At 45.8% G+C, this 22,693-nt stretch carries 19 protein-coding genes and 1 pseudogene; 7 read left to right on the plus strand and 13 right to left on the minus strand.

Translation table 11 applies throughout. From position 1 onward, the window contains the following. The first annotated feature begins 366 nt into the window (after positions 1-366). Entirely contained in the window at positions 367-2,583 is a 2,217-nt protein-coding gene (gene katG / locus BLQ44_RS10750; RefSeq protein ID WP_093193901.1) for a catalase/peroxidase HPI, read from the plus strand. Between the two features lie 49 nt (positions 2,584-2,632). Here katG and BLQ44_RS10755 read toward each other — a convergent pair whose 3' ends face one another. Further along, complete coding sequence (locus BLQ44_RS10755; RefSeq protein ID WP_093193902.1) at positions 2,633-3,367, minus strand: MerR family transcriptional regulator; 735 nt, start codon at positions 3,365-3,367, stop codon at positions 2,633-2,635. Between the two features lie 77 nt (positions 3,368-3,444). Here BLQ44_RS10755 and BLQ44_RS10760 point away from each other — a divergent pair, with 77 nt between their 5' ends. From BLQ44_RS10760 to BLQ44_RS10770, 3 genes are all read left to right on the plus strand, one after another. Beyond that, positions 3,445-4,125 carry a CPBP family intramembrane glutamic endopeptidase gene (locus tag BLQ44_RS10760; protein WP_093193903.1) on the plus strand — a complete coding sequence of 227 codons (681 nt, stop codon included), beginning with the start codon at positions 3,445-3,447 and terminating at the stop codon, positions 4,123-4,125. A 139-nt stretch (positions 4,126-4,264) separates the two neighbouring features. Further along, positions 4,265-4,795: a DUF420 domain-containing protein gene (locus BLQ44_RS10765; protein ID WP_093193904.1), complete on the plus strand. Its 531-nt coding sequence runs from the start codon at positions 4,265-4,267 to the stop codon at positions 4,793-4,795. A gap of 116 nt (positions 4,796-4,911) precedes the next feature. Then, positions 4,912-5,364, plus strand: a complete 453-nt coding sequence (locus BLQ44_RS10770) for a staygreen family protein (RefSeq protein WP_093193905.1) — start codon at positions 4,912-4,914, stop codon at positions 5,362-5,364. A gap of 58 nt (positions 5,365-5,422) precedes the next feature. Here BLQ44_RS10770 and BLQ44_RS10775 read toward each other — a convergent pair whose 3' ends face one another. Then, entirely contained in the window at positions 5,423-5,761 is a 339-nt protein-coding gene (locus tag BLQ44_RS10775; RefSeq protein ID WP_093193906.1) for a hypothetical protein, read from the minus strand. 96 nt (positions 5,762-5,857) lie between these two features. Continuing rightward, positions 5,858-6,130: a hypothetical protein gene (locus tag BLQ44_RS10780; RefSeq protein ID WP_093193907.1), complete on the minus strand. Its 273-nt coding sequence runs from the start codon at positions 6,128-6,130 to the stop codon at positions 5,858-5,860. A gap of 123 nt (positions 6,131-6,253) precedes the next feature. Between BLQ44_RS10780 and BLQ44_RS10785 the strand changes: the two genes are divergently transcribed. Beyond that, positions 6,254-7,207, plus strand: a complete 954-nt coding sequence (locus BLQ44_RS10785; RefSeq protein ID WP_093193908.1) for a calcium/sodium antiporter — start codon at positions 6,254-6,256, stop codon at positions 7,205-7,207. Positions 7,208-7,389: 182 nt separating this feature from the next. On the opposite strand, the gene BLQ44_RS10790 is transcribed toward BLQ44_RS10785, so the two are convergent. The 3 genes from BLQ44_RS10790 to BLQ44_RS10800 all read right to left on the minus strand — a co-directional run bounded on the left by BLQ44_RS10790 (position 7,390) and on the right by BLQ44_RS10800 (position 9,622). Beyond that, complete coding sequence (locus BLQ44_RS10790; RefSeq protein ID WP_093193909.1) at positions 7,390-8,259, minus strand: hypothetical protein; 870 nt, start codon at positions 8,257-8,259, stop codon at positions 7,390-7,392. A 184-nt stretch (positions 8,260-8,443) separates the two neighbouring features. Next, positions 8,444-9,118 (minus strand): hypothetical protein, encoded by a 675-nt coding sequence (locus BLQ44_RS10795; protein ID WP_093193910.1) that lies wholly within the window; start codon positions 9,116-9,118, stop codon positions 8,444-8,446. Between the two features lie 6 nt (positions 9,119-9,124). Continuing rightward, positions 9,125-9,622 (minus strand): hypothetical protein, encoded by a 498-nt coding sequence (locus tag BLQ44_RS10800; RefSeq protein ID WP_093193911.1) that lies wholly within the window; start codon positions 9,620-9,622, stop codon positions 9,125-9,127. 322 nt (positions 9,623-9,944) lie between these two features. Here BLQ44_RS10800 and BLQ44_RS10805 point away from each other — a divergent pair. Together BLQ44_RS10805 and BLQ44_RS10810 are read left to right on the plus strand one after the other, a co-directional pair. After that, positions 9,945-11,068, plus strand: a pseudogene (locus tag BLQ44_RS10805) (IS3 family transposase). Positions 11,069-11,289: 221 nt separating this feature from the next. Continuing rightward, positions 11,290-12,617 (plus strand): IS3 family transposase gene (locus BLQ44_RS10810; protein WP_093193912.1). Its coding sequence is split into 2 segments (ribosomal slippage): positions 11,290-11,662 and positions 11,662-12,617, totalling 1,329 coding nucleotides; the frame shifts between segments, so codons are not numbered across the junction. 144 nt (positions 12,618-12,761) lie between these two features. Here the strand turns inward: BLQ44_RS10810 and rlmD are convergent. The 7 genes from rlmD to BLQ44_RS10845 form a co-directional block, all read right to left on the minus strand. Further along, the gene (gene rlmD / locus BLQ44_RS10815; protein WP_093193913.1) at positions 12,762-14,144 is read right to left on the minus strand and encodes a 23S rRNA (uracil(1939)-C(5))-methyltransferase RlmD; all 1,383 of its coding nucleotides are present in this window, start codon (positions 14,142-14,144) and stop codon (positions 12,762-12,764) included. Positions 14,145-14,265: 121 nt separating this feature from the next. Next, complete coding sequence (locus tag BLQ44_RS10820; RefSeq protein ID WP_093193914.1) at positions 14,266-15,165, minus strand: diacylglycerol kinase; 900 nt, start codon at positions 15,163-15,165, stop codon at positions 14,266-14,268. A gap of 110 nt (positions 15,166-15,275) precedes the next feature. After that, a complete protein-coding gene (gatB, locus tag BLQ44_RS10825; RefSeq protein ID WP_093193915.1) occupies positions 15,276-16,706 on the minus strand; it encodes an Asp-tRNA(Asn)/Glu-tRNA(Gln) amidotransferase subunit GatB in 1,431 nt (476 codons plus the stop codon). After that, complete coding sequence (gene gatA / locus BLQ44_RS10830) at positions 16,706-18,172, minus strand: Asp-tRNA(Asn)/Glu-tRNA(Gln) amidotransferase subunit GatA (RefSeq protein ID WP_093193916.1); 1,467 nt, start codon at positions 18,170-18,172, stop codon at positions 16,706-16,708. The genes gatB and gatA overlap by 1 nt, the downstream gene beginning before the upstream one ends. A gap of 12 nt (positions 18,173-18,184) precedes the next feature. Further along, positions 18,185-18,475, minus strand: coding sequence for an Asp-tRNA(Asn)/Glu-tRNA(Gln) amidotransferase subunit GatC (gene gatC / locus BLQ44_RS10835; protein WP_093193917.1), 291 nt, complete (start codon positions 18,473-18,475; stop codon positions 18,185-18,187). Positions 18,476-19,155: 680 nt separating this feature from the next. Then, complete coding sequence (putP, locus tag BLQ44_RS10840; RefSeq protein WP_093193918.1) at positions 19,156-20,670, minus strand: sodium/proline symporter PutP; 1,515 nt, start codon at positions 20,668-20,670, stop codon at positions 19,156-19,158. Positions 20,671-21,545: 875 nt separating this feature from the next. Next, positions 21,546-22,685, minus strand: coding sequence for a CamS family sex pheromone protein (locus BLQ44_RS10845; protein ID WP_093193919.1), 1,140 nt, complete (start codon positions 22,683-22,685; stop codon positions 21,546-21,548). Positions 22,686-22,693 lie beyond the last annotated feature (8 nt).

Below are 22,693 nucleotides of genomic sequence, written 5' to 3' on the forward strand. Positions count from 1 at the left end.
TTCCGCCTACGTTTATTTATCCATCGTGAAAAAAGTGCATCAGAAAGAATTTCATCTCTCTGACACACCGTTATCGTCCGTCTTTTTACCATCATACCATGGATGACAGACGTATACATATCCCGTCTATCCGTAGCGTGTAAAAATTTCCGGGGCTGAAATTATCTTATTTGTCCAAGGTTTGTTAGAATGGAAGATGGAAAACCTCGCAAGTTATTATTTTTTAATCATCCTCGTCAGAATATTCTAACCCTTCCATCTCAGAAAAAAGATATAGTTATCGCTTTCCTTTTCTATTTTTATTTATTATAATTATAATCTAAGAGTTGTTATAATTTCTTAATCCTACCTAAGGGGGAAAAACATATGGACAAGAATGAAATCAATGAAACCCAGGCTGCTGGCGGTCAATGCCCAGTAACCGGCAAGACTTCAGAAGGTAACGCCGTTACGACGACCAAAGTCGGAACGAAGAACAAAGACTGGTGGCCGAACCAGCTGAACCTGGACATTCTTCACCAGCATGATAAGAAGCCGAATCCGATGGGGGAAGACTTCGATTACCGCGAAGAGTTCCAGAAACTCGACTATGATGCACTCAAACAAGACTTACATGAACTGATGACAGATAGCCAGGAATGGTGGCCTGCCGATTACGGCCATTATGGACCGATGTTCATCCGTATGTCCTGGCACGCAGCAGGTACGTACCGTACAGGAGATGGCCGTGGTGGCGGCGCAACGGGTAACCAGCGTTTCGCTCCACTGAACAGCTGGCCGGATAACGTCAACCTCGATAAAGCACGTCGCCTGCTTTGGCCGATCAAACAGAAGTACGGAAACAAGATTTCCTGGGCGGATCTGCTTGTACTTACAGGAAACGTAGCGCTTGAATCCATGGGCGTGAAGACATTCGGTTTCGCCGGTGGTCGTGAAGACATCTGGCATCCGGAAGAAGACGTCTATTGGGGTAACGAGAAAGAATGGCTCGAAGACAACCGCTATTCCGGAGACCGCGAGCTAGAGAACCCGCTTGCGGCTGTGCAGATGGGACTTATCTATGTAAACCCTGAAGGCCCGAATGGTAAGCCGGATCCTCTTGCAAGTGCGCAGGACATCCGTGAAACATTCGCCCGCATGGGAATGAACGACGAAGAAACTGTAGCGCTCGTTGCCGGTGGTCACACTTTCGGTAAAGGACACGGAGCCGGAGATGCAGAAGCTCACGTCGGCGAAGCACCGGAAGCTGCGGACATCGAAGACCAGGGGCTAGGCTGGAAGAGTACACACGGAAGCGGAAAAGGCCGCGACACGATCTCCAGTGGTGTCGATGGTGCCTGGACAGCTACTCCTACTCAGTGGGACAACGGCTACTACGACCTGCTACTCGGCTATGACTGGGAACTTACAGAAAGCCGCGCAGGTGCGTACCAATGGAGACCAGTGAACCCGAGAGAAGAAGATCTCGCACCGGATGCGGAAGATTCCAGTATCAAAGTGGAAACGATGATGACGACAGCGGACATGGCGCTGCGTGAAGATCCTTCGTATGCGAAGATCTCCCGTTACTATCACGAGAATCTTCAGGAATTTCATGACGCTTTCTCCCGTGCATGGTTCAAGCTGCTTCACCGTGACATGGGTCCTAAGACAAGATACCTCGGACCGGAAGTACCGGACGAAGACTTGATCTGGCAGGATCCTGTACCGTATGGCAACTATGACCTGACGGATGCAGATATCGAAGACGTGAAAGCGAAGATCCTCGATACAGAACTGACAACGAGCGAACTCGTGAAAACGGCATGGGCAGCAGCAAGCACGTACCGCGGTTCTGACATGCGTGGTGGCGCGAACGGCGCTCACATCCGCCTCTCTCCTCAGAAAGACTGGGAAGTGAACGAGCCGGAGAAACTTCAGAAAGTATTGGCTGTCTACGAAGACCTTCGTAAGGATCTAAGCAAAGACGTAAGCCTTGCTGACCTGATCGTTCTCGGTGGTAGCGCAGCTGTGGAGAAAGCAGCGCAAGACGCTGGTGTCGATGTGAAAGTTCCATTCGCACCAGGACGCGGCGATGCATCTCAGGAACAGACGGACGAAAACAGCTTCGACGTTCTGGAACCGATGGCAGACGGCTTCCGTAACTACGAGAAGAAAGCTTACACGCTGAGCCCGGAAGAACTTCTCGTGGACAAGTCCCAGCTTCTCGGCCTTACAGCGCCAGAGATGACGGTACTCGTCGGTGGTATGCGTGCCCTCGGAGCGAACTACGAAGACACGAACCACGGCGTATTCACAGACCGCGTCGGTACCCTGACGAACGACTTCTTCGTCAACCTTCTTGATATGAACATCAAGTGGGAACCGGTCAACTTCAACGAATACCAGGGACTGGATCGTAAGACAGGCGAACACGTATACGATGCGACGCGCGTTGATCTCGTATTCGGTTCCAACTCGGTTCTACGTTCCTACGGAGAAGTTTATGCTCAAGCGGATAACCACGAGAAATTCGTGCGCGACTTCGTCGATGCATGGGTGAAGGTTATGAACGCTGACCGTTTCGACCTTGAAAATAAATAAGTAATACAGAACCCTCCTGCCTTTTAAGCGGGAGGGTTTTTTACGTTTTCTATGTAGGCTCGCCACTCACCTTAAACGCTTCCTCTAAAAACTGTAACACTTCTTGGGACACAGGATACAAACCCGCCTGTTCCGAACTCTCTTCCGATTTACGAACCTCCCAGAACTTCGCCGCAAGCTCTTCGTCTCCCCCGAACATCTGCTTCGACAACAGCTGGACATCCGAAGCGATCAACTGCGCCTCCTGATCGGACGGCTGAATCCCTTTTGCGATGCATAGTTCAATCCGTTTAATCACGTTCCCCCATATCATCGTCTGCTCTTCTTCCATTTTTGGAACGCCCGCTGCAAGCCGTTCCCCTTCATCTCCTGAGAAAAATTCCTGCCATACATCTTCATGATCCCTGTCTTCAAAGGATTGGATCAGAGCATTGATCTCCTTCCAGTCAATCTTCCCATGAAGCTTATGAAGCTGCAGCAATCGTTGCGTCTGCTCCATGGATTGAGTCATCTTCTGCTGCTCTTCCTTCAGCATACGATAGTGCAACGTCAAGAGGTGATCCACTGTCATTTGATCGATGATATCCGCGATTTTCGATAGCGGCAGCGCCAGGGATTTCAACCAGGTAATACGCGTCAACTTCTCAACGTCATCCTCAGAATACAACCTTTTTCCAGAAGAACTCTTCTTCTCAGGCGTAAGCAACTCAATCTGGTCATAATACCGAATCGTCCGAACCGAGATACCCAGCTTTTCTGCTACTTCCCCTGTCGTCCAATACATGCCATCCCACCTTTTTTCAAATTAATCCTTGCAGGTTACGCCACGTCACCTTCTACACTAAGTATCGAGGTGATGATATGGAAACGTTACAGAAATGGTCCTTGAAAGAATTGATTTACTTACTCATTCTGACATTAGTGCTCTGCCCTATCCTGATCGAAACCTATGCCCAAAGCCTGCTTCAAGATCTATTCCAAAACAAACTCTACAGCGGTACCGCAACCGGTGCCCTCCTGGCCATCGTATTCACCACAGGAGTCTATCTGATCGCACTGAAACCCCATGGTTATACATTCCAGGGTCTCGGCCTCCGTTCCCCCACTAAACCCTATTACCTGCAGACAATCGGTTGGATTTTCGTCTCCATTACCGCAAGCATCCTGCTCGTCGTCATATTGGAAATCATCGGGGTCGGCGCTGATAATGAAAAAACCGAGAGTCTCAACAACAATATGAGCACCTCTTCGCTGCTAATCGGACTGATATCTGCTGCTGTGGTCTCTCCTGTGTATGAAGAAATTTTCTATAGAGGGTTCCTATACCGATGGTTCCGTAGGTATGGGGTGGGCATAGCGATGATAGTGAGTTCGACGATTTTTATGATTGTTCATATTCCGACTTACAGTGTGCTGCCGCTCACTTTTGTGAATGGTCTGATCTATAGTTGGATGTATGAGAGGACAGGGTCGATTGTACCCGCTATGATTGTTCATGGTGGGGTCAATGGCATCGGAGTGCTTGTCAGTGCTTTAATCTAATAAAATTTTTCTATTATCATAGTAATGGAAAACGAATTCCATTTACAAGATTCCCAGTTCTGTCACGACATCTTAGTGCACTGCCCTTCCTCTTCTACTATACTGAAATAGAACCGTTTCAGAGAGATGGAGGATTAATGTGACTACCAAAAAAGAATTCAACTATGTACCATGGGTGATCGGCTTATCGATTGCTATCAATGCTATCATCGCTATCCTTTTATTCACCCCTGAATTTGGAACACAGGCCGAATTCGATGTAACAATCTTACCGTTGCTGAACGCCGTACTGAACTCGTTTACGTTCGTATTCCTCTTAGCAGCGCTCTATATGATCTTGAGAAAAAACATCACCTGGCACAAACGCTTCATCTTTGCTGCCTTCACAACAACATTCTTATTTCTCATCTCATACTTAACCTATCATTCTATGGCATCCTCCACATCCTACGGCGGAGAAGGTATCCTGCAGATGATCTACTACTTCATCCTGATCACTCACATTGTACTCGCAGCCGTAATAGTTCCGCTTGCCCTGTTAACATTCGCCCGCGGAATCACCATGAAAGTGGAGAAACACAGGAAAATCGCCCGCTGGACTATGCCGCTTTGGCTGTATGTGAGTTTAACCGGAGTCATCGTGTACTTGATGATCTCCCCTTATTATTGATGAAAAAGACTTTCCACTGGTATTGGGAAGTCTTTTTTTAGATGATGAACAAAATCAGAGAAAGGTCATAACTTACAATAATACAGGTTTCGAAGCTTCAGGAAGAGGTGAAGGATATGACGTTCGATCCGCAAAAATTATCGGTGACCCTCGTGCCTTCCGTAACGGAATCCCAGCCTATTGAGAATAGAAAATATACCCTTACCCACTCGGACATTACAGGGGAACTGTTCCTGACTGTAGGCACGGAATTTGATATAGCGGCCATCGATCCCGTTATGCGGGACGAAGTGATTGCAGAGTGGAACAAAGATAACCAGAATCGCTACGTTCTGGCAGGAAACGTACACGTGGATGGCAGCAACATGACCAAAGCATCCTCGATGGTCCGCTTTAACATCTTTCAAAGAGAAATGGATACGGCACTTAAGGGAATCATTTATGGGGATAGGGCTTTTTTCGCTGAACATCCTTACCTCCTGGACGCTCCTATCTTTATTCAGTTCGATTCGGTATACCCGGAATTCAACCGTATTCTCTACTTTGGTACGCCGAGACAATACCTGTGAGAGATTAATCCACAGTAAGAAAAGCCATCCCTTTTTAGTGAGATGACTTTTCTACCTTTCATTCTTCGATTTTTCCGAGCTTCACAAGTCTCGCTTTGATTGATGCTTTCGTTCTACCATGCGCTTCGCACAATTCATGGATGGATCGTCCTTGATCAAACCCTTCAGCGAGCAGCCCGTCTTCTTTCTTCTTCCACGCCTTCCCTGCATTCTCAGGCAGGGCTTCCTTCCGCTGCTCATACTTCTCCATCCGTTCCAACCCTTTCACCGCCAAAAATAATGCTCTTACCGTGTCTGGATGCTGGTAGGGGCTATCTGCGGAGAACACTTCTCCTGTATGCGGATCAACACCATCGCTCAGTAATGTGACGATTTCATTCGCTCTTCTCGTTTCCATTTCTCCATTCCCTTCATGAGGAAGATAAGTGGGGGGGGATTTTTGGTGGGGTACGTTATTATTATTCGACAAACCCTGGAGAAACCCTCTTTTTCCCTACCACACAGTAGGATCCAACAGGAAACTGACTGCAACAATCACGAGTATAATACAACTTCCCGCAACAAACGTCTTCCCCGCAGCCTTGTGAGAGCCGTCCTGTCTCTCATGCCTTCTCAGATAACTCCACAGGAAGTTCAGGAACAAAATAATCACCACAGCGGCCCCAGCGTAAGGAATGTCGTTGAATGCAAAAACAAGAACAACGATCAAAGCTGCTAATCCTGCAATCGTATCCTGCCTCTCTTGCTTGTCTTCACTTTCACTCACGCAGACTCCCACCTTTCTACAGTCCGATAAAAATTTTTCTCATTGGTTCTTATTTCCCCCAAAACGGGTATATAACAGCATAGATAACCCAGTTAAAATTACAAAGGAGTTTGAGGATCACTTATGTCATACGTCTTATTGCTCGTCGGCTTCGCTTTATTGATCAAAGGAGCCGATCTATTCGTCGATGGAGCTTCAAATATCGCCAGGCTACTACGCGTCCCCCCTATTCTGATAGGACTGACGATCGTCGCATTCGGGACAAGTTCGCCGGAAGCAACCGTCAGCATCATCGCCGCCTTGCAGGACAACGCGGCCGTATCCCTCGGGAACGTGGTAGGAAGTAATGTTTTCAACGTCACGCTAGTGGTAGGCGCCGCAGCCTTCCTCTATCCACTGGTGGTAGAGAGTGAAACCATCAAAAAAGAAATCCCCTTCACCCTGCTGGCAAGCGTAGCTCTGCTCGTACTGATCAGTGATATGGCATTACAGGGAGTAAATGATAACCTACTAACCCGCAGCGACGGCATCATCTTCTTATTGTTTTTGTCCATTTTTATGTATTATGTGATTGAAATCGGTTTGAAAAGCCGGAAAGAAACCGCCCATGAACTCAGCACTTCCTCTATTAAGCGAGGCAAGAACATCGCTCTGACATTAGCCGGCTTAGCAGCCATCATTTTCGGCGGAGACCTGGTAGTAGATAACGGAAAAGAGATCGCCTATAGTCTTGGCATGAGTGAAACATTAGTTGGACTGACCATCATCGCAATCGGCACTTCCCTCCCTGAACTCGTAACCTCCATCTCCGCTGCATTGAAAAAAGAAAGCGGCATCGCGCTCGGGAACATTGTGGGGAGTAATATCTTCAATATTTTATTCGTTCTTGGTGCTTCAGCTGTCATCACGCCTTTATCTGTAAACGGAAAGATTTTCACTGATGTACTGATCATGATTGCACTGAGTTTGCTGTTGTTTGTCTTTTCAAGAACGAATCATACGGTTGGGAAAAAAGAAGGTTTGTTTCTTGTGGTGTTGTATGTCGTTTATCTTGTTTATATTATTTTGAGGAACTGAATTATATTAAAGCAGGGCTTCTCACCTGCTTTTTCACTGGGGAAAAATTTTCGAATTTAAATTAATGTTTTGTAAGGTCCAAGATTTTTATTCTCTTTGACAGGTAAGTTGTAATAGTTTCTATATAAAGATTTACGTTACATCTCCTATATTAATGGGATAGACTGCTAAAGGATAAACTTTCAGCCAGCTAAATCTTTTCCCTTTAATTTCTGTGAAAGTACTTCATTTAAATCTCGAAACGACGTGGCACGTTTTTGCTTAAGTATAGATAAAGCTATTTCCAGTTTCTCTGTATTTAGAAAGCAATTTTTAAAAATAATCATTAACACAATTGATTTCTTAAAAGAATTACTTGCTAGGTTAGACTTCATTTTTATCCAAACAAGAACATTGTTGTAATATATAGCATATTTAATAAACAATAGTACTGGAATATGTGCAAGCAAAAGCAGTTCCAAAAACATTTTTTTCCAAAAAATCACCTGTTTTATGTCGTTAATGTTGTAAAAGAAAATTGTAAATGCATGGAAAGCTATATAAATACCTATTAGCGACACCATCCAACTAACTAGTTTTTCAACTTGAAAGTATTTCTGTTTTGTACCAGCAACTGCTAATAGTACACCCAAGAAGGATAAAACCGGTACTAGAATTAGTTCGATATACAAATTAAATGTATACTCATTAATGATAAACATTGGTATTATGCTGAATTTAATCAATCCCGTGGCCATATTAGTTATATTTATTTCACGGTAATTATTTACTACCGTATTAACCATGGGCATAAAACCAAACAGTATCATCTTTATGTAATCTTTAATTAGATTACTACCTATAACTTCTAGATACCAAAGCAAAGCAGATATAGCTACTAAAAAGATCAAGATGATTATTGCAAGCGGTGTCTTAAGCAAATTTAAAAAAGCACTCACTACATTTTTTAGTACTTTTTCATTACCTTCCCTCTTCAAATAAAAGTATAAAAAAATAATCGTAATGACTGTCCATACAATAATTGCAATTTCTCTGTTATTTAAATCAAACATATCATGAATACTTCCTTTTATTAATGGTAATCATAAATATATTTTTGCCCTAATAAGAGTAATCTTTGACATACGAGTCATTGTTCCTACCCATTTGTCTAAATGATCACTTGGAGGTCCTAAATCACGACTAACTTGCTTTTCACTATACTTAGAAGTCTTATGATGATGGTTTTATTAACAATTAACCCAACCATTTTTTTAAATCGTCCATAAGTGCATGTACAAACAACTCTTCTTCTTGACTCTTAGGAAGCAAACCACCATTGAATCTGGGTCGATTATCCTTACCTGAACAATACTTACTTATATTTTCAGCTTCTTTGTTAGCAAGAAACCTTGATATATGTAAAGAACCCATGTCATCTTTCAATCCAACAAATGTTCTTATTAGTGCTGTACCTAAGTGTGTTGAATAATACTTACATTCGAATATTGATTTTGTATATTGGGCTTTAGGATTAATAAGATTAACTCTACAATTCTTGCAATGCGAATGTTCTATGATAGATACATCAACTTCGTGCCTTACATTTGAGGTACCATCATGGAAAACACCTAAATGAACTTCGTAAGATTTCTCGTTGTAATGTACCTCTGCATGGCCGAAGTCGTATGTCCTCGAATGAATATTTCCAGGACTACCTCTAAATAAAAACGTGGTAGGAGATTTACCGTTTGTATTATTAATAGATCTTAAATATACTTTTCCTCCTATGCGGGAAAAAGCCTTTAAGATTAGAGAGAAAATAAAAGCTTCATAAACTGAATCTTCTACGTTTCTTCTATAATCTATTTTAGTCTTCATAGTTGTATTTATTAGTTTATCCACGGATTTCTTAAGCTCTGACTTACTCATAAATTATTACTCTCCCTTCAACTCTATATTATCTAATTGTTTTTCAATTTCATTAATTATTTCTTTGATTTCGACTAAGTCTTTTGGAAATAAATCTCCAGTATCAGCTTTTTTAAACTCCAGTCTCAACTGAGCCGCCGTTTCATCCCCTTCAATATTGGAAGGGGGTAAAAGGATTTTTGGTTTTATATTTTCGTTATCAATATCCATTAGGTTTTTCTTTGTATAATCCCAACACTCAGGTAAATAAACTAAAAAGTCTTTTAATACCTGAATGTACAATTTCAAAGCATCTAATTGAGTTTGTTTTTCATCAATAGAAAGGTTAAATTCAAATGAAATTTGTGTATGATGTTTGTTTTTATTATTTGTTTGTTGCAATACATTTTCTTCTACTTCTTTATCTACAATATCTATAATTCTCTTCCCAAAACCCTCTTGTTTAAGTAACCAGACTCTTAAGCTTTCGATAATATCAACATAATTTACATTAGAATTTGACATAAGACACACCTTTGTTAACTTAGTTTACACTTAGCGCCTGAATTACGATAATTCACTCCTTTAAATGACAGCTCCCTTCATTTTTCAAAATTTATGCATATTGGATAAATTCTACTAGAGCGATTTCTTTCTAATCCATACTACTTAAGTACATATATTTAATTATAGTAACAAAACCGACTACTTTCTACATAAATATATACAATTTTTAGATTTGAAAGTACTAATAGGATAAAGCATTAGATAGGCTACACTTGATTGGAAAATTTCGTTAAGGTCCCTTTACACTTTACGAAAATCGAACGTCGAAGAGTGCCAAACCATGACCAAACGAAATCATCGTAGCTTTACCCCTGAATTCAAAAAAGAGATTGTCCAGCTTTACGAAGGTAAAAAGCCAAGACAGGAAATTATCCGAGAGTATGAGTTGACGTCTTCTTCTTTCGACCTTTGGGTGAGCCAATATCATGATTCCGGTTCGTTCAAGGAAGAAGATAATCGTTCGCCGGAAGAGAAGGAATTGATCAAGCTTAAAGAGAATCAACGGCTCAACATGAAGAACGATATTTTAAAGCAAGCGGCGCTGATCATGGGACGAAAGTAGATGTAAGCCGGGAAACCGTCACAACTACTCGGTATCAGCAATGTGTGCCATCCTGCAACTTCAGAAGAGTTCGTATTATTATGAATCGAAAATAAAAGATACGTCCGTAGAAGATAGGCTGACAGCCAAGAATTTAGATATCTTTCACCGAAGTAGAAAGAACTTTGGAACCCGGAAAATCAAGCATGAGATTCAAATAGAAGGACGTAAGGTGTCTCGTCGCCGGATCGGCCGCATCATGAAAGAGCAGGGGCTGGTGTCCAAGTATACGATGGTTCAGTTCAAGCCGATGAAAAGCACATGCAACGAGTCAGATCAGGGAAACACGTTGAATCTTCACTTTGACCAGGATCAGGCTCGCAGGGTTGTCGTCAGTGACCTGACGTATGTTCGCGCAGGCACCAAATGGATCTATATCTGTGCCATCCTCGATTTGTATAACCGGGAAATCATCGGTTACACGGTGCCGGTGCTAAAAAAGATGCAGCCCTTGTCCAGAAAGCGTTCGCTTCCATCCAGGGCGACTTGAAGGACATTCAACACTTTTATACCGAGAGAGGCAACGAGTTTAAAAACCAGCCATCGAAGAACTGCTTGAAACCTTTAATATTGACCGTTCCCTGAGTGAAAAAGAATGCCCTTATGATAATGCCGTTGCGGAAGCTACTTATAAGGTCCTGAATACGGAATTCATCTATGGCTAAACATTCGAGACGCTTCAGGAGTTGGAGCTCGCCTTATTCGATTATGTCCGCTGGTACGATAATATCCTCATTTACGGGGCATTAGACCACCTTATCCCGGTCGCTTATCGCCGGAAACACCTTAACAAACTTGTCTAGTTTTGTGTTGAAGATCCATATTAACTTTCATCAATATAAGCATATGCCATAAAAAAATCTCTAATAAAAGTCATCAAATAAAACCACACTTTTCTTACAATGAACTATACCCCGAATAATGGACACGAATAAAATAGTGTCCATTATTCGGGGTTTTTTGTGTTTTATGACCTCGGATAACCTTTATAATTAAGATAACTACGAAGAGCGAGGTTATAACCATGTCCAAAATAATGTTTACGGAAGCACAAAGAAAAGAATTGGAAACCAACCCGAACGTCATCAAAGTTTCTGATCGTTCCATTACGTATGCGCCGGAATTCAAAGTACAGGCTGTGAAAGAAAATGAAGAAGGAAAAAGCCCGTACCACATTTTTGTGGATCATGGATTTGATATGGCTCTAATCGGTTCGAAAAAACCTAAACAGTGCGTGAGGCGTTGGCGGGAGACATTCAAAAAATATGGAGAAGACGGGTTTTATACGGAGAGACGGGGAAAAGGTTCCACAAGACGACCTTCCTCAAAAGATCTATCTTCCGAAGATCAATTGAAAAAGGCAGAAGCACGGATTGCGTATTTGGAGGCAGAATTGGACTTCGTAAAAAAGCTCGACGAACGCGAAAGGCAGGCGAAGAAGAAGAAATAACGACATCAGAGAGATTTCAGATCATTGAACACGTGGTGCGAACGCATGGATTCCCACATTTAATCCAGTATTTCTGTGCCATCGCTAAGGTAAGTCGGTCGGGGTATTATAACTGGTTGAATGCAGAGGATGCCCGTCAAAAGAGAGAACGAAAAGATGAGGCAGACTATGAAACCATCAAGAAAGTATTCGATAAACACCAGGGAAAAGTCGGAGCTCTTCAAATTAAGATGATCATAGAGAACACCGAACACATCGTGATGAACCACAAACGCATCCGACGTATTATGAAGAAATATAACCTGGTGTGTAAGATTCGCAGAATCAACCCTTATAAACAAATGGCTCAAGCGACGAAGGAACATCAAACGTGCGAGAACAAACTGGAGCGTCACTTCGATCACCAGGAACCACAACGAGTCCTCTTGACGGATATCACATACATCTATTATGCGAAGGGGCAGAAAGCTTATCTCTCAGCCATCAAAGATGGAGCGACCCGTGAGATTCTGGCTTATTACCTTTCAACATCTTTACAGATGGACCTTGTATACACCACGCTTGATAAGCTGATGGCACGAGAAGATTTCATTTCTCACCCGGACTGTTTAATTCACTCGGATCAGGGTGTGCACTATACCCACCCTGAATTTCAGAAGAAAGTGAGGGAACTTGGCTTGGATCAATCGATGTCCAGACGTGGTAACTGTTGGGATAACGCACCGATGGAATCTTTCTTCGGCCATATGAAAGATGGTATCGACTTCAAAGCTTGTGCCTCCCTAGCTGACGTCGAACAAGCAATTGAAGCCTATATGGAGTATTACAATAACAATCGATACCAGTGGTCCTTAAAAAAGATGACCCCGGCCCAATACCGAGGTCATCTCATAGCAGCTTAGCACTTTCTATTAAACTGTCCATTTTTGGGGTTACAGTTCATACAAAGAGGTAGTCCCCTCGGAAGTTAGAGCGAAAAATGCTAACTTCCGAGGGGACTACTTCTTTGTCACTCAAATGCCTGCTCTTTTAAATACACATAAGACTTACCTTTCTTTCTTATCCAACCACGTAACACACTCTACATGGTTAGTCTGTGGAAACTGATCCACCGGCTGAACTTCCTGTGTCTCATATCCTCCATCTTCAAGAATCCGAAGATCACGGGCGAGGGTGGATGGATTACAGGAAACATACACGATCCGCTCCGGTTCCATCTCAAGCATCGACGTAAGTAACGCTTCGTCACAGCCTTTTCTCGGTGGATCCACGACAATTACGTCCGGGCGAAGCCCTTGCTTGCGCCACCATGGCATGATTTCTTCCGCTTGTCCTACATAAAACTCTGCGTTGTCGATGTTATTTAGGCGAGCGTTCTTCTTCGCGTCTTTTACTGCATCCGGTACAATTTCCACGCCGTACACTTTCTTCGCCGCTTCCGCCAAAAATAGCGAGATGGTTCCGATGCCACAATACGCATCGATGACCGTTTCTCCTCCGCGCAGATCCGCGTATTCCAGCGCTTTGTCATACAGCGCCTTCGTCTGGGTCGGGTTGACCTGGTAGAACGATTTGGCGGAGATCATGAATTTGATGTCGCCGATGGTATCGTAAATGTACTGGTCGCCGTAGATGACGTTCGTTTCTTTTCCGAGGATGACGTTCGTCTTGTCCTTGTTCACGTTGTGGACGATAGATTTCACGTTCGGGTAGGCTTCCGTGATCCGTTCGATCAGTTTGTCCTGATGCGGAAGCTTTTTCGTACGTGTTACGAGTACGACCATGATGTCTCCTGTTTGCTGGCCGGTCCGGACCATGATGTGGCGCAGCACTCCACGGTGGGACTCTTCATGGTAGGCATCGATGCCGAGCTCCGTAGCAATGCGGCGCACCGCTTCCACCATGCGGTCATTCGGTTCGTCCTGGATGAGGCACGTGTCCATGTCGATGATGTTGTGGGTGCGTTTCTGGTAGAAGCCTGTCTTGAGCTCCCCGTTTTCTTTTTCGCCGACAGGGATCTGGATTTTGTTCCGGTATCTCCATGGGTCGTTCATACCGATCGGGTCATGGACAGGAACGTGTTCCAGGTGTCCGATTTTCTTCATGACGTTTTCGACCTGGCCCTTCTTCATCGAAAGTTGACGGCTGTAGCTCATATGCTGAAGCTGGCACCCGCCGCACTGGTAGTAGACGTCACACGGTGGCGTTACACGGTCGTCGCTTTCCTCTTCCACTTCAATGAGTTTGCCGAAGCCGAAGTTCTTCTTCACTTTGATGACTTTCACCTGGGCTTTTTCGCCGGGGAGGCCGTACGGGACGAATAGCGGGTAGCCATCCACTTTCCCTACGCCGTTTCCTTCGTGGGTCAAATCTTCGAATGTCAGCGTGATCGTTTCGTTTTTCTGTACGGGCGGTTGTGGTTTCGGCATTGGTCAGCTCTCCTTTTTTTATAAAAGTGACTCCATGCGCATAAGTAGGACTACGGATACGGGCCGTAATGCTACTTATAGGCAAGGAGTCAGAAAAAGCCGCTCCCGTTCAAGAAGCAGCTTATTTCTCTTTTTCCTTGGGCATGAAGAATTCGATGTGGCGATACAGGTTCATGAACTCCCCGGGCAGGAGTCCTCCGTATTCCCCGTCGATATTCAACTGCATTTTCTCTTGGGTCTTCACTTTGACGTGACTCGCTGTCATGTGAAGGAATTTCGGATGATCGAGATGCGTCCCCTGGATCGCCATCGTCGCGAGGCGTACGAATTCAGCGATGTTCATCTTCTCGATGATCATCAGGTTGAAGACCCCATCATCCATGCGGGCGTCGGGCGCCAGCTTCTCGAGTCCTCCGACAGAGTTCGTGTTCGACACGAGAAATAACATGATCTCCCCTTCGTACACTTTGCCGTCGTATTCAATCTCGACGTAGGTCGGGCGGAAAGAAGGAAGCATTTCGATTCCCTTCAAGTAATAAGCCAGTTGACCGATCATCGTCTTCATTTTACTCGGTACTTCATACGTAAGCTCGGTGATTTTTCCGCCACCGGCGATATTGATGAAATACTTGTTGTTCACTCGTCCGATATCAAGCGGTGCCGCTTCATGGTTCAAAATGATATCGACGGCTTTATGGATATTGTTCCGCGGAATGTGAAGCGCACGTGCAAAGTCATTGGTCGTCCCCGTCGGAATAATCCCGACTTTCGGACGGTGCGGTTGTTCCGCGAGACCTGCGACTACTTCATTAATGGTACCGTCCCCGCCGGCAGCGACGACGACATCGAATTTACGCTCAGAAGCGATTTTGGCCGCTTCCGTCGCGTCCCCGGCACAAGTCGTTGCGTGCGTCGAGGTTTCGTATCCCGCTTTTTCAAAACGCTGCAGGATGTCCGGCAGCATCTTCCTTATCAATTCTCTTCCAGAGGTCGGGTTGTAAATGATTCGGGCCCGTTGCATCAGGATCCCCTCCATCCTATCGTTCGCTTAGACATTTAAGATTCTCTCTGTAATTATAATAACTCATTTTCAGAGAGAAAAGCACGCAAGACCTGCGTGCTTCCTCATGTTTATCGCTTATTGATCTCTTCGATTAACAGTTCGTTGACCATTTTCGGATTGGCCTGTCCTTTGGTTTCTTTCATGATCTGGCCGACGAGGAAGCCGATCGCTTTATCTTTTCCGTTTTTGTAGTCCGTAATAGACTGCTCGTTCTGATCGAGGATATTCGTCACGATTTCACGTAGCTGTCCTTCATCGGAAATCTGGACGAGACCACGATCTTTGACGATTTTCTCAGGGTCTCCACCTTTTTCTACAAGATCCGGGAGAATCTTCTTCGCGATTTTCGAAGAAATTGTCTCTTCTTCAAGCAGCTTGGTAAGCTTCGCAAGCGCATCCGGTGTCAGCGCAAGGTCGCCGATCTCTTTCTGGTTCTTGTTCATGTAGGCGGAAATGTCACCCATGAGCAAGTTGGACGCTTGTTTGATATCGCCGCCCTGATTGATCGTTTCCTCGAAGAAGTCGGACAGGTCCTTGTTGCTCGTGAGAACGCCTGCATCATATTCCGGCAGACCGAGTTCTTCGATGTAGCGCTTCTTACGGGCAGCCGGCAATTCTGGGATATCCGCTTTGATGCGCTCTTTCCACGCTTCATCGATGTGAAGGGGAACGAGGTCCGGTTCCGGGAAGTAACGGTAATCGTCGGAGCCTTCTTTGACACGCATGAGAACCGTTTCTTTCGTCTTCTCATCGAAACGACGCGTTTCCTGAAGGATTTCGCCGCCTTCTTTGAGTACTTCTTCCTGACGCTTCTCTTCATACTCGAGACCTTTTTGGACGAAGGAGAAGGAGTTGAGGTTCTTCAGTTCCGTCTTCACTCCGAATTCTTCCTGTCCTACCGGGCGGATGGAAAGGTTGGCGTCACAACGGAGCGAGCCTTCTTCCATCTTACAGTCGGATACTTCCGTGTACTGGATGATATTTTTCAGCGCTTCAAGGTAAGCATATGCTTCTTTCGGCGTACGGATGTCCGGCTCGGATACAATCTCAACAAGAGGAGTCCCCTGGCGGTTGTAGTCGACGAGGGAATAGCCGTCATCTTTGTGCGTCAGTTTCCCTGCATCTTCTTCCATGTGGAGACGGGTGATGCCGATACGCTTCGTCTCCCCGTCCACTTCGATGTCGATGTAGCCATTTTCCCCGATCGGCTGGTCGAACTGGGAAATCTGGTACGCTTTCGGGTTGTCCGGATAGAAATAGTTCTTACGGTCGAACTTCGTATGGCTCGCGATATCACAGTTCAACGCGAGCGCCGCTTTCATGGAATAGTTGACCGCTTCTTCGTTCAGCACGGGAAGAACGCCCGGGTACCCGAGGTCGATCGGGTTGACGTTCGAGTTCGGTTCATCCCCGAACATGTTCGGAGACGGGCTGAAGATCTTCGACTTTGTTTTCAATTCGACGTGGACTTCAAGTCCGATGACTGTTTCGAAATTCATTATGCGTTCCCTCCCAACTGAGGACGTTTCTTATGGTGATCGGTCGCCTGTTCGAAGGCGTGAGCCGCACGGTAAACGGTGGACTCATCGAAGTGTTTCCCGATGATTTGAAGTCCGATCGGCAGACCGTTTTCTGCAAAGCCGCATGGTACAGAGATTCCCGGTACACCTGCAAGGTTTACAGGGATGGTCAGGATATCGTTCGCGTACATCGTCAGCGGGTTGTCCATCTGTTCTCCCACTTTGAAGGCAGGTGTCGGAGCTGTAGGACCGATAACAACATCATAATCTTCGAAGATTTTATCGAAATCGTTCTTGATCAGCGTACGGACCTGCTGGGCTTTTTTATAATAAGCATCGTAATACCCGGAACTGAGGGCGAACGTTCCAAGCATGATACGGCGTTTCACTTCGTCACCGAACCCTTCGGAACGGGATTGCTTGAACATATCGATCATCGTCTCCGCGTTGTCCGCGCGACGTCCGTAACGCACGCCGTCGAAACGGGCAAGGTTGGCGGATGCTTCGGATGACGAAATCAGGTAATACGTAGATAGCGCGTACTTGGAGTGAGGCAGGGATACTTCTTCCCATGTAGCTCCGAGTTCTTCGTACTTCTTAAGAGCTGCGCGTACAGAGGCCTTCACTTCTTCGTCGACACCTTCCGCGAAATACTCTTTCGGCACGGCGATTTTCAGATCGCTCACATCTCCTGTGAGGGCATCTGTATAGGAAGGAACTTCTACATTGGCAGAAGTCGAATCCATCTTGTCGTGACCGGCGATTGTCTCGAGGACATAGGCGTTGTCTTCGACGCTTTTCGTAAGAGGTCCGATCTGGTCCAGAGAGGAAGCGAAAGCGATAAGACCGAAACGGGATACACGGCCATATGTAGGTTTCAACCCTACAACACCGCAGTAGGAAGCCGGCTGGCGGATGGAGCCACCAGTATCGGTACCAAGAGAGAATGGTACTTCGCCTGCTGCTACAGCCGCTGCAGAACCACCACTGGAGCCACCTGGTACGTGATCCGTGTTCCACGGGTTACGTGTCGCCTGGAAGCTGGAGTTCTCGTTGGAGGAGCCCATCGCGAACTCGTCCATGTTGATTTTACCGATTGTGACTGCTTTTTCGTTCTGGAGCTTCTGAACGACTGTCGCATCATAAAGCGGGTCCTCGAGATTGCTGAGGAGCTGACTCGCTGCTGTCGTACGAAGGCCTTTCGTCACGATGTTGTCTTTGATACCGATCGGCAGGCCGAAGAGTTTTGCCTCGGCATCCGCGTTAGCTTCAAGCTCTTTCGCCTGCGTGCGCGCACCTTCTTCATTAAGGGTAAGGAAAGCCTGGACTTCCCCGTCCACTTCTTTGATGCGGGCGTAGGATTCTTCTACAAGGTCGGTGACGGTGATTTCTTTGTCATTCAGCTTTTGGGTGAGTTCTTTTAACGAGTGTTCAAACAAAGACACGGGCGGTCCCTCCTATTCCAAGATTGATGGCACTTTGAACTGACCGTCCTGCTGCTCGGGAGCGTTCTTCAGTGCGTCTTCTTTTTTGATCCAGTTCTTAGGTTCGTCTTTTCTCATGACATTCTTCAAGTCAAGGACGTGGGTCGTCGGCTCCACACCTTCCGTGTCAAGTTCATTCAACTGCTCGGCATATGTAATGATATCGTCGAGCTGCTTCGTGAAGGTCTGCGCTTCCTCTTCTGTAATAGAAAGGCGTGCCAGATTCGCCACGTGTTTTACCTGATCTTCACTGATTCTGGACATAACCGTTCCTCCTCTATGAATTAGCATATTTATTTATCATATCAAACATTTAATGTACGTACCACACAAAGTCCATCATAGCATAAAACCCGTGGAGAGCGGAAGCGTCCGCTTAGAAATACTGGCAAAAGCAGACCGGTCTGACAAAGGTGCTCTTTCCTTTTTCTGATCCGGTCTGCTTATGGCACGAATTTCTGGACGCTGCAGCTGGATCACGAACGGAAAAGCGGAAGGACCCCGCAGCACTTTGCGCGACGTTCACGAAAGAAAAAGCCGCTCGAGTGTCCCGCAAACTACACAGCCACCCACTCAGAAACAATCGACGCCCTGAGTGTCCACGTACGAAATTAGCGCGACACTCAAGATCAGAAAGAGATCACGAGTGTGTGGCAACCAACGACTCTTTCCCTAAGCCCTTCCCTGCCCCGCTCTCCGGGCAGGGAAGCAAGGGCATTATAATCATTTTGCACCGTTCACTAGAAGAGAACCTCTTCCGAGTGTACCGCAAATTCAGAAAGGCACCACTCACTACCTAAAACAGACGCGCGAACGGCGCAATCCAGCAAAAACGAACCACTCACCCAAGAATCAGAGCCACGAATGTACCATAACCCGCCAAAATGAACCCACAAAAAAAACATCCTCTCCCAAAAAGGAAGAGGATGCTTTCGTATAAGTTATTATTTTTTAGCTGCCGCTTCAAATTCAGCTTTCACTTCCGGAGAAGGTTTGCCGAACATACTGAACACGACAATCAGAATCGTACTGATGATGAAACCAGGAACGATTTCATACAGGTCGAAAATTCCGCCGGAGAGGAAGTCTCCCCAGATAACAACCGTCACGGCACCGGATACAAGACCGGCAACGGCACCTGCAGTTGTAACGCCTCTCCAGAAAAGGGAAAGGATCATGATCGGACCGAATGCTGCACCGAACCCTGCCCATGCATAGGATACAAGTTCAAGCACGGAGCTTTCCGGGTTCTGTGCGATCAGAACAGCGATCAGGGCGATGCCTGCCACTGCGAAACGGCCGACCCATACCAATTCTTTCTCCGAAGCATTACGACGGAAAATCGCTTTGTAGAAGTCCTCTGCCAGTGCAGAAGAAGATACAAGAAGCTGGGAGTCGATCGTACTCATGATTGCAGACAGGATCGCTGCCAGCAAGATACCCGCGATGATCGGGTGGAACAGAATCTGAGACAAGGAGATGAAGATCTTCTCTCCATCTGCCAGCATCTGCATGCCACCATCTGTCGTATTTACAACGGCACCGATGGAATCAAGCGTAGCTGTGTCCGCAGCGTTAATGTATGCAAGACCGAAAAGACCTGTAAAAATCGCGCCGTACAGACCGACGATCATCCAGCCCATACCGATGAAACGGGCTTTCGGTACATCCTTCGCAGAACGAAGCGCCATAAAACGGACAAGGATATGTGGCTGACCAAAATAACCTAGACCCCAGGCGAGCGAGGATATGATCGAGATCACTCCTACTCCCTGAACCATGTTCAAGTAGGATGGGTCGATGTTTCCGACTGCATCTACAGCTGAGTTCCAACCACCAAGTTCACTTACCGCTACTACAGGAACAGCAATCAGAGCAAGGAACATTAGAATACCCTGAACAAAGTCTGTCCAGCTTACGGCCAGGAACCCGCCGAGGAACGTATAGGAAATCGTTACAATCGCACCGATCCAAAGTGCTGTAGAGTAACTTAGGTCGAACGAGGATTCAAATAGCTTTGCGCCTCCGACCATTCCTGAGGAGGTATAGAAGGTAAAGAATAAAAGAATTACTATTGCGGATACTACGCGCAGCACGCGTGATTTGTCATGAAAACGGTTCTCCAGATAGTCCGGAATCGTGATGGAATCATTCGCCACTTCCGTGTAATTACGAAGACGGCGTGCTACAAATTGCCAGTTCAGGTAAGCACCGACAGCGAGACCTACCCCGATCCATGCTCCTCCGAAACCACCGGCATAAATCGCACCAGGAAGACCGAGCAATAACCAACTACTCATATCGGAAGCTCCGGCACTAAGTGCAGCGACTCCCGGGCCGAGACGGCGTCCTCCTAATACATAATCGGATAAATTACTGGTTAGGCGGTATGCTGCTACCCCGATACCGAGCATACCGATCAAATAAACAATGAACGTTATTAACGTCGTTGTACCCATGTCAGTTAATTACTCCTCTCTGTGAATAAAGTGATAATTGATAAGATAATCAGGATTGGCATCGGAACAAACATCCAAAACCACGTTGCTCCTGACAGACTGTGGGATGAAGCTGTTAAAAGCACATCTAACAATCTTTCCACCTCCAATGAATGAAATATGCACCTACTATACACTTCTCTTTCCCTACTCGTTTTATGCTTTCATGTAAAAATCAATGAAACATTTCTGGAGAGGAGCGAATCCTGACGAATGCCGTAGAATCCTTCTCCGCTCCCGAGCGGCAAAAGAATTGATATAGAACACAGGTGCAACTATATCATACAATATTGTTACGAACATTACAAAGTTTCTGACAACTATTTTCACATGTATTTTTATTCATATCCTATTCAAATAATTCGTATATAGCGAAAATTTCGTGATATCTATTCACTATAAAGAATAAAAAAAAGTTTCACTGATTTGTCACAATGACTCTTTACCCCTTACTTTCGGATCAAAGATGCGTCATAGCAAGAAGGTCAGGAAGAATCCCCTTTTCCACCCCATCCGCGATGGAATATGTCTCATCAGCGTCTCTCTATGGGGAAATAGCCCCACTCGGAAGCTACCAATGGTTTTGAGTGGGTGGGAACCTGTTTTGCGGGACACTCAGGCGCTTCTTTCACCATGAGTGTCCATCAAACGAAAAAAACCCGCTCAGAGTGAGGGGGTTCCTCTTCTGAACGGGCTTCTCCGCTTTTATTCGATCTAGCTGCATCACCCAGAAACCCGAGCCATAAGCAACCCGGATCAGAGAAAGGTTAGAGCGCCTTTCATCTGACCGGCCCACTTATGCCAGTATTTCTAAACGGAAACTGCCGCTTTTCTATTTAATCATAAACATAAACGTAAGGTTCTTCTTCCCCTCGTTCTCTTACAATCAGGCTTTCCTGGCGGTTGAGGCTGTGGATCCGTACTTCTACGCCGTAGTGGTCGGAGAACATTTCTCTGACCAGGCTGTGTACGTATTGGGTGAAGCCGTCGATTTCCGCCTGGGAATTGAACTCTACCGGGATTTCCATCTTGATGTTCCTCAGTTCGTCATTCACATAGAATCCCTGACCGATCACTCCCACGAAATCGGGGAAGTAATCGGAGATTTTCGTGCGGAACTCAGAGAAGACTTGAGCGTCATCGAAATGATTCTCTGTCGCTTCTTCCGACGGGAATAGTACATAGTCCTCTTTCACTCTTTCAAAGTTTCCGAGGGTGTTCCCTTCCGCATAGGATTTCGCGATGAAGTTCCCCGGTACCTGGGACTCATTTCTTTCTTCTTCGTAAAGTGCAAACATGATCGGTACATCAGGGACCTCTTCCATTTCGCGGAGACGGTTCAGAATCGTTTCTGCGTATTGCTTCCCTTTTTGAAGAAGCTCCTTCGTCGTGTGATTCTCCGTCATTTCCCGGTTATCCACCGTGAAATTATATTCAGAACGAAGCGCGATACCGATGGTGATCCCTCTCGTTTCCACAACGTCCTCTCCGTTCCGTACGAGGTAATCCTGTTCCACGATATTGGAAATATATCGCGGGGCGTTCCGAAAGTCTTCCTCGGTCGCCGCTTCTTCATCCAATTCCGGGTTCAGGCCTTCTTCGTTCGATTCAGACGAACGGCTGAGCCACTCGTAAAGAACCCCGCTCGTCAGAAACTGTCCCTGCTGGAAGAAATATTCGTCCGCCGGGAAATATTCTTTCGAGTGACGCTTCAGTCCGTTTTCGAATTCAGCGATATCCATGCGATTATTCATCTGGTTCGTCGTTACCCCGCGACTGGCAGAAGTCTTCGGAGCATCTTCCGTCAAAATCACCCTGTAATCCGTTCCGGATCCGCTGAAGCTAGGGATGATCGCTGTATCCTGATTGGTTTCATCCGTCGTCTCCCGGACCACTTCATCGGTACGCTCATACACAGGCGTGCAGGCCGTCATCAGAACGAGCATCACTCCTGTAAACGCCAACCATTTTTTCATTGTGTCAC

The organism is Salimicrobium halophilum, assembly GCF_900100295.1.
Classification (GTDB): domain Bacteria; phylum Bacillota; class Bacilli; order Bacillales; family Halobacillaceae; genus Salimicrobium; species Salimicrobium halophilum.